This window comes from Thermaurantiacus sp., from assembly GCF_053487655.1.
The window spans coordinates 1-8,219 of the sequence record NZ_JBRCLD010000079.1; the positions used below are offsets into that span (position 1 = coordinate 1).

General features: G+C 66.5%; 6 protein-coding genes. All 6 read right to left on the reverse strand.

All coding sequences use genetic code 11. The features are described 5' to 3' along the window. On the reverse strand, positions 1–581 hold a 581-nt coding region (locus ACWIQA_RS08085), incomplete at its 3' end, for a thioredoxin domain-containing protein (RefSeq protein ID WP_448582561.1). Positions 582–603: 22 nt separating this feature from the next. Beyond that, positions 604–1,743, reverse strand: a complete 1,140-nt coding sequence (locus ACWIQA_RS08090) for an NAD(P)/FAD-dependent oxidoreductase (protein WP_448582562.1) — start codon at positions 1,741–1,743, stop codon at positions 604–606. Next, positions 1,740–2,663, reverse strand: a complete 924-nt coding sequence (locus ACWIQA_RS08095; RefSeq protein ID WP_448582563.1) for an alpha/beta fold hydrolase — start codon at positions 2,661–2,663, stop codon at positions 1,740–1,742. The genes ACWIQA_RS08090 and ACWIQA_RS08095 overlap by 4 nt, the downstream gene beginning before the upstream one ends. Further along, entirely contained in the window at positions 2,656–5,304 is a 2,649-nt protein-coding gene (ppdK, locus tag ACWIQA_RS08100) for a pyruvate, phosphate dikinase (protein WP_448582564.1), read from the reverse strand. The genes ACWIQA_RS08095 and ppdK overlap by 8 nt, the downstream gene beginning before the upstream one ends. 3 nt (positions 5,305–5,307) lie before the next feature. Then, positions 5,308–7,338, reverse strand: a complete 2,031-nt coding sequence (gene glyS / locus ACWIQA_RS08105; RefSeq protein WP_448582565.1) for a glycine--tRNA ligase subunit beta — start codon at positions 7,336–7,338, stop codon at positions 5,308–5,310. After that, positions 7,331–8,197 carry a glycine--tRNA ligase subunit alpha gene (locus tag ACWIQA_RS08110; protein WP_448582566.1) on the reverse strand — a complete coding sequence of 289 codons (867 nt, stop codon included), beginning with the start codon at positions 8,195–8,197 and terminating at the stop codon, positions 7,331–7,333. The genes glyS and ACWIQA_RS08110 overlap by 8 nt, the downstream gene beginning before the upstream one ends. Positions 8,198–8,219: the final 22 nt, after the last annotated feature.

Below are 8,219 nucleotides of genomic sequence, written 5' to 3' on the forward strand. Positions count from 1 at the left end.
ATGCCGCGGGTGCGGACGAAAGCGTCAAGCCCGCCGAGCTCGGCGAGGCGGCGAACTTGCTGGTCCTGCGGCAGGCCATTCAAGGTCTTGATATCGGCATCGCTGATCTTGGTGAACGGCTGCACAAAGGCGTCGTGGTTACGATAGAATTGCTCAGCCCAAGTGAAGAAGCGCTCTGGCCCGTCGCATCTTGCAACAAGGGTGCCGGCAATGTCGATGGCGTTCAGCATGAAGGGGCGAAACTCGTAAGATACCCGGCCCGAACGAACAAAGCCCGACTTCAGCGCATCGACGCCTTCAAGATGAAAGCGCTGGCACACCCCACAGGTCAGGCTCGCATATTCGACAAGCTTTACCTTGGCCTCCGGGTTGCCCATCCGGAACCCGCCCTCAGCTGTTGCCATGACCGTCTGTGACCAGTCCCGTGCCTGAGGTGCGGCACCACTGCTGGACGATGCCAGCGTGCCAGCCGCAGGCGCCGGGCCTTCGGCACTATCCTTGCCAGCCGGCGTGGCAGCGCCACAGGCGGCCAGCAGCACGACCAGCGGAGCAGCAAGAAGAGATCGAATCGGGCTCAACATGTCGGGTCCTCAGACAGTCAGGCTAACAACATCTATGGGCTTCGGCAATTGAATCCCGGAACCGATCGGGAAGGTAGCGGTAATCGCCTGCCGCTGGTGGCTCGCCAAGGAGGAGGGCGGCGCCGAGCGTTGCGGCAGCAGGTGCAGTCTGGATCCCCCAGCCGCCCTGGCCGACGCACCAGAAAAAGGCGGGCTCGGCCGGATCGGGTCCGATGACGGGAAGCCGGTCGGGAGCGAAGGTGCGAAGCCCCGCCCATTTCGATGCCAGCCGGCGGACGGGCCAGTCACACATATGCTCGAACCGGTCGAGGGCGATCGCCATGTCCATTTCCTCTGGCTGGACATCGTGGGGCGTATCGGGAGTCTCGTCATGCGGCGAGATCCACAGCCGGCCGCCGTCGGGCTTGAAATAGAGGCTGCCGGCGGCGTCCATCACAACCGGCATATCGGCTGGCGCTTGCGGGCGCACTTCGGCAACGACAATCGTTCGCCGCAGCGGTGCCAGACCGAGCGGCATGATGCCTGCGGCTTCTGCAACCTGATCGCCCCAGGCCCCGGCGGCGTTCACGAGGCGGCCGGCCACAAAATGCCCCGCAGAAGTGATGAGCGACCAGGCCCCAGCCCGCCGCTCGGCCCGTTCGAGGCGGGCAGAAGTTGCAAGCCGTGCTCCTGCCCGCTTCGCGCCGCGCAGATAGGCCTGGTGGAGGGCTGCCACATCGATGTCCGCACAGCCCGGCTCCCAGATCGCCTGCGCCCGCCACGGCTCCCGAAGCCAGGGCGCCTTGGCAGCGATCCCCTCGGGGCCCAGTCGCTGAAAGGCCAGCCGGCCCGCCTCGAATTCGGCCTCGAGCGCAACAAGCGGGGAAGGATCGTCAGCATGGGCAACATGGAGTGCGCCGCGCGGCGAGAGGATCGCCGTTTCCGAAAAGCCGGGTGGCGGCTTCTGGAAGAAGGCTTTCGAGGCGGTGGTCAAGGGCTGCACGCCCGGCCCGCCATAGGTTTCCGCATAAAAGGCGGCTGAACGGCCGGTCGTGTGATAGCCTGGATAATCCTCGGCCTCGAGCAGGAGGACCGACATCGACGGTGCGCGGTCGAGCAACGCATGGGCGAGGCTGGCGCCTGCGATCCCGGCGCCGACCACTGCGACATCGAACCGACTCATGGCGCATGCCTAGCGGCAAAGGCCATGATGCGGGAGAGGGCATGGCGGCGCGGGGCATCGGCCTCGCGCAGGATTTCATGCGCTGCGCCTTCAACCTCCTCCACCTGGCAGTCCGGCAGACGGGCAGCGATTGCCCGAGCAGCCCGGTTGGAGACGAGATGCTCGCGCTCGGCAAGCAGCATGAGGGTCGGCACGGCAAGGCGTTCGAGCGGACCAGCACGAAGCCTTGCGAGGCTCTCCTCAGCTGCGGCAAGCCAGCCCCAAGAGACACCGCCAAGACCAAGCGCAGGGTTGGCAGCAACAGCTGCACCTTCGTCGGCAAAGCGCAGGGGATCAGACGTCAGGATGGCGGCACGAGCGGCGGCCATGCGATGAGCGCCCCAGGGCTTCTGGCTCAGCGCATAGTCTTCCCCCCTTCCCTGCCGAACTCGGCGCCGGGCAACAGCAGCGATAAGTGCCGTAACCAGGGCCGGCTGGGCGAAGCCACAAAAGGGCGCTGTCAGGAGGAGCGCGGGGGCGGTGCCGCGTCCGTCGCAGAGCCAGCGAAGCGCAAGATGCCCGCCCAAGGAATGGCCGAGCAGCAGGACTTCGCCGCCGAGCGCTTGACGGGCCCAGGGCACGAGCTGGTCGAGATCGTGAAGCCAGAGCTCGAAGCTACGGATGTGGCCGGCGCCATTGGCAGGCTTGCCGGCGGAGCCGCCCTGGCCGCGCCAGTCAAAGGCGGCAAGCGCGAAGCCCATGACATGAAGCTCCGCGAACAGGCGGGCCCATTTCTCAAGAAAGTCGGCGCGGCCGTTCAGCAGCAGAAGGCGGGCGGCCGGTTCGGCACGCGGCAACAGGAAGTTGCGGATGGCGATGCCGTCGGCCATCTCGAGGGTGCCGACAATGCCGTCCGGGGGAAGCGCCGGCGGCTCAGCCAAGGGCGGCCTGGGCAGCAGCAAGGCGGGCGATGGGAACACGCCAGGGCGAGCAGCTCACATAGTCAAGTCCGAGCGCTGCCACAAAGGCAATCGAGGCCGGGTCACCGCCGTGCTCACCACAAATTCCAAGCTTGAGATCGGGCCGGGTCGCACGTCCGCGCTCAGCTGCAAGCCGAACGAGCTCGCCCACGCCTTCGGTATCAAGGCTGACGAACGGGTCCCGAGGGTAGATGCCCTTGTCAACATAGACGCCAAGGAAGCGGGCGGAATCATCGCGCGAAATGCCAAGTGTCGTCTGGGTCAGATCATTGGTGCCAAAGCTGAAGAAATCGGCCGAGGCGGCAATCTCGCCGGCCCGCAGTGCCGCGCGCGGAAGCTCGATCATGGTGCCAACGAGATAGGGGATCCGCTTGCCTGCGGCCTCGAAGACCGCGTTTGCCGTCTCATCGACCACAGCCTTCATAAGGTCGAGCTCGCGCTGGGTTGCGACCAATGGGATCATGATCTCAGGGAGCGGCGGCTGCGCCTGCTGAAGGGCTGCTTCGAAGATGGCACGGGCCTGCATGGCGTAGATGTCGGGATAGGTGATACCCAGCCGGCAGCCGCGGTGGCCGAGCATCGGGTTCATTTCGTGGAGCTCGGCCGCCCGGCGCTTGAGGCTTGCGATCGAGACGCCGCTGGCCTCAGCGACTTCGGCATAGTCCGCCTCGCGCTGGGGCAGGAACTCATGAAGCGGCGGATCGAGCAGACGGATGGTGACGGGGAGGCCCGCCATCACTTCGAACATCTCCGCGAAATCGGCGCGCTGGAGCGGGAGCAGGCGGGCGAGGATGGGGGCACGGGCAGCTTCGTCGGTAGCCAGGATCATGGCCCGCACCAGCCCGATCCGGTCAGGATCGAAAAACATATGCTCAGTGCGGGCAAGGCCGATCCCTTCAGCACCGAACTGGCGGGCAGTGCGGCAGTCAGCTGGAGTCTCGGCGTTGGCGCGCACCTTCAGCTTGCGGTGGCGGTCAGCCCACGTCATCAAGCGGGCGAAATCGCCGGAAAGCTCGGGTTCGATGGTTGCAACCTCGCCCAGCATCACTTCGCCGGTTGCGCCATCGAGGGTGATGATGTCGCCTTCCTGCAAGACATGGCTGCCGGCGCGAACGGTGCGCGCCTCCATGTCGATGGTCAGGCTGCCAGCGCCGGAGACGCAGGGGCGGCCCATGCCACGGGCAACGACGGCGGCGTGGCTCGTCATGCCGCCGCGCGCCGTGAGAATCCCCCGCGCCGCGTGCATCCCGGCAATGTCTTCCGGGCTGGTCTCCACGCGCACCAAAATGACCGCCTCACCAAGGCCCGCGCGACGCTCGGCCTCGGCTGGCGTCAGCACAATTGCGCCTGCAGCCGCACCCGGCGAGGCGGGAAGGCCGGTTGCAATGATTGTCCGCTCAGCCTTGGGGTCGAGGGTGGGGTGGAGCAGCTGGTCGAGGACGGCAGGGTCCACCCGTTTGACTGCCTCATCTTCGCCGATGAGGCCCTCGTCCACCATGTCGCAGGCAATCCGCAGCGCAGCTTTGGCCGTGCGCTTGCCGCTCCGGGTCTGGAGGATGAAGAGCCGCCCCTCCTGCACGGTGAACTCGATGTCCTGCATGTCGCGATAGTGGCGCTCGAGCAGGGCGAACACGTCGGTCAGTTGCGCAAAGACCTCCGGCATGGTCTCTTCCATCGACGCACCACTGGCGCCAGCGCGCTGGCGCGCCGCAGCAGTGAGATACTGCGGCGTGCGGATGCCAGCGACGACATCCTCCCCCTGGGCGTTCACCAGATACTCGCCATAGATGACGCGTTCGCCGGTGGCGGGATCGCGCGTGAAGGCAACTCCCGTCGCCGAAGTATCCCCCATGTTGCCGAAGATCATCGCCTGGACGGTAACCGCCGTGCCCCACTCCTCGGGGATGCCATTCAGGCGGCGATAGACGGTTGCCCGCTCGGAGCGCCAGGAGCCGAAGACGGCCGCAATCGCGCCTTCGAGCTGGGCCATCGGGTCCATCGGGAATGCCCTGCCCCATTCCTTCTCAACAAGTGCGAGATACTGGCTGACGAGCTCTTCCAGGTCCTCGGCCGAGAGCGCGGTATCAAGATAGACTCCGCGGTCGTCCTTCATCAGCTCGAGCACATCCTCGAACAGATAATGGTCGAGGCCGAGGACGACGTCGGCATACATCTGGATGAAGCGGCGGAAGCTGTCGAAGGCAAAGCGGCGGTTGCCAGAGCGGCGGGCAAGGCCCTCGACCGTCTCGTGATTGAGGCCAAGGTTCAAGACCGTGTCCATCATGCCGGGCATGGAGACTCGCGCGCCCGAGCGGACCGAGACGAGGAGGGGGTTCGTCGCATCGCCGAACTTGGCACCGACGGCGGCCTCGATGTGGGCAAGCCCTTCGGGCAGCTTGGCGACAAGCGCGTCGGGAAGCTTGCCGCCCGCCTCATAGTAGCGGGCGCACAAGGGCGTTGGGATGACGAAGCCGGGCGGGACGGGGAGGCCGATCGCCGCCATTTCGCACAAATTGGCGCCCTTGCCGCCGAGATGCGGCTTCCCCAGCCAGTGGGCGGGAGCAGCCGAGCCGCCGAAGGGGACAAGGAGACGATCGGGCATGGCCTAGCCTTCGATCCGGGAGAAGTCGGCAACAAGGGTGGCAGTTGTCCGCAATTTGGCGAGCAAGGCCAGGCGGTTGCGGCGGAGCGCGGGATCATCGGCGTTGACGGTCACCGCGTCGAAGAAGCGGTCGACGAGGGGCCGGAGCGCAGCAAGCGTCTGCATGGCGGCGGTGAAGTCCTCGGCGTTGACGGCCGCCTCGACGGTTTTTTGCGCTGCCTCGAGCGCGAACTGGATACCGCGCTCGGCGGGTTCCACAAGCAGGGCGGGTGCGACCGGCCCGTCGTGGGGGCCATCCTTCCTTTCCTCGGCTTTGAGGATATTGGCCGCGCGCTTGAAGCCGGCGAGCAGATTGGCGCCGGCCTCAGTCTCGATGAAAGCCTGGAGCGCCTTCACCCGCATGAGCAGACGGACGAGATCGTCCTCGCCGCCAAGCGCGAACACGGCGTCGATGAGGTCGTGGCGAACGCCCGCTTCGCGCTGCTGGACTTTCAGGCGATCGGCGAGAAAGGCGAACAGGTCGCCCGCGTCTGGAGTGCCGGCGGCTGCGAACAACGCGCTGAGCGGCAGCCGGAGCTCGCCCTCAACCAGCATGTCGAGAATGCCGAGCGCAGCCCGGCGCAAGGCGAACGGGTCCTTCGAGCCCGTCGGCTTCAGATCAGCGGCGAAGAAACGGGCGAGCGTGTCGGCCCGGTCGGCGAGCGCAACTGCGACCGGCACACACCCCTCCGGCACCGGCGCGTAGTGCTGGCGGAGCGCTTCGACCACGCCCGGCTTCTCGCCCTGCGCCTCGGCAATGCGGGCGCCGATGATGCCCTGGAGTTCGGGGAATTCGCCGACGGTGCCAGTGACGAGGTCGGCCTTGGCAAGGCGGGCGGCGCGCTCGGCAAGCTCGGGCGTGGCGCCGGGAAACTGGGCGGGGTGGGTTTCAACAAGCCAGCGGGCGAGCTTCGCCACCCGCTCGACCTTCTCCGCCATCGTGCCGAGCTTTTCGTGGAAGAGGATGCCCGAGAGCTTCTTCGCTTGTTCCTCGAGCGGCACCTTCAGGTCCTGCTCCCAGAAGAAGCGGGCGTCTGACAGGCGAGCGGCCAGAACGCGCTCATTTCCCGCGATAATGGCCTTGCCTCCATCGGGAGCTTCGAGGTTGGCGACGCAGACGAAGGCCGGGGCAAGCGCGCCCGCATCGTCCACACATGCGAAATATTTCTGGTTCACCTTCATGGTGAGCGTCAAGAGTTCGGGCGGGACGGCGAGGAAAGCGGGATCGAAGCGGCCGAGGAGCGGCACCGGCCATTCGGTCAAGCCGGCATTCTCGGCGACCAGCGCCTCGTCCTCGACAAGGCGGAGGCCACCGGCCGCAGCAGCGGCGTGCGCGCCCTCGCGAATGCGCGCCTTTCGTTCGTCCTTGTCGAGGAGGACGAAGGCGGCTTCGAGCTGCGCTGCGTACGTCCCTGCCGAAACGATCCGGATGGGGCTGCCGCTGCCCATGAAGCGGTGGCCTTCCGTTTCGGCGCCGGACGTGACCCCCGCGACGGCGAAAGGCACGACCTTGCCGTCGAACAGCGCCACGATCCGGCGCAGCGGGCGCACCCAGCGAAAGCCACTTGGCTCGAAGCGCATCGATTTCGGCCACTGGAAGCTGGCAAGAAGCGCGGGCAGGCGATCGGCGAGCAGGTCGGCGGTCGGCTGGCCTTCGCGGTGGAGCGTGGCGAACAGGAAGCGGCCCTTCTCCGTCTCACGCTCCTCAAGCTGATCGCGCGCCATGCTGGTCGATTTCAGGAACCCGGCAATCGCGGCGTCAGGCGCATCGGCACGAGGGCCGCGGCGCTCCTCGGTGACGGGTGCGCTCGCCTCTGGCAAGCCCCAGGCCAGAAGCGCGAGGCGGCGGGGCGTGGCATGGGTTTCGATTGCCTCAGCCGCAATGCCCACTTCGGCGAGAAGCGCGGAAAACCGCTCGCCAAGATGGGCGGCGGCTGCCTCTTGCATGCGCGCCGGGATCTCCTCGGTCAAGAGTTCGAGCAGGAAGTCAGCCACCTGCCTGCTCCCTGGCGACAACGAGATCGGCCACCGCCTTCACCAGGTCGCGCACGCGGCCGATCGTGGCCTGCCGCTCGGCAACCGAGATGACGCCGCGCGCATCGAGCAGGTTGAACTGGTGGCTCGCCTTCACTGCCTGGTCATAGGCCGGGAGCGGCAGGCCGGCCTCGATGAGCGCCCGGCACTCGGCCGCGGACTTGCGAAAACCCTCGAACAGCGCCTCGGTATCGGCCTTCTCAAAATTATAGAAAGAGAATTGCCGCTCAGCCTCGAGGAAGACCTCGCCATATGTCAGGCCCTCGCGGTTGAACGGCAAGTCAAAGACCCGCTCGATCCCGAAGATATACATGGCAAGCCGCTCGAGCCCGTAGGTGATCTCGCCAGCGACCGGATTGCAATCATGCCCACCTACCTGCTGGAAATAGGTGAACTGCGTCACTTCCATCCCGTTCACCCAGACTTCCCAGCCAAGGCCCCAGGCGCCGAGCGTCGGGCTTTCCCAATCGTCTTCTACGAAGCGGATGTCGTTGACCGATGGGTCGAGGCCGATGGCGGCGAGCGAGCCCAAATACTGGGCGAGAATGTCCTCGGGCGCGGGCTTCAGGATGACCTGATACTGGTAGTAATGCTGCAGCCGGTTGGGATTCTCGCCATAGCGGCCATCCCCCGGGCGGCGGCAGGGCTGGACATAGGCGGCCTTCCAGGGGCGGGGCCCCAGCGCGCGGAGTGCAGTTGCGGGGTGGAAGGTGCCGGCGCCCATTTCCATGTCATAGGGCTGGAGGATCGCGCAGCCGCGTTCGCCCCAATAGGCGTGAAGGGTCAGGATCAGGTCCTGGAAGCTGGCCGGCGTGCCCACGGGCCGGGCCGTTAGCGGGTGC

Coding starts and splice junctions, on each gene's coding strand:
- ACWIQA_RS08090 (WP_448582562.1), bottom strand. CDS start 1,743: ATGAGTCGGTTCGATGTCGCAGTGGTCGGCGCCGGGATCGCAGGCGCC.
- ppdK (WP_448582564.1), bottom strand. CDS start 5,304: ATGCCCGATCGTCTCCTTGTCCCCTTCGGCGGCTCGGCTGCTCCCGCC.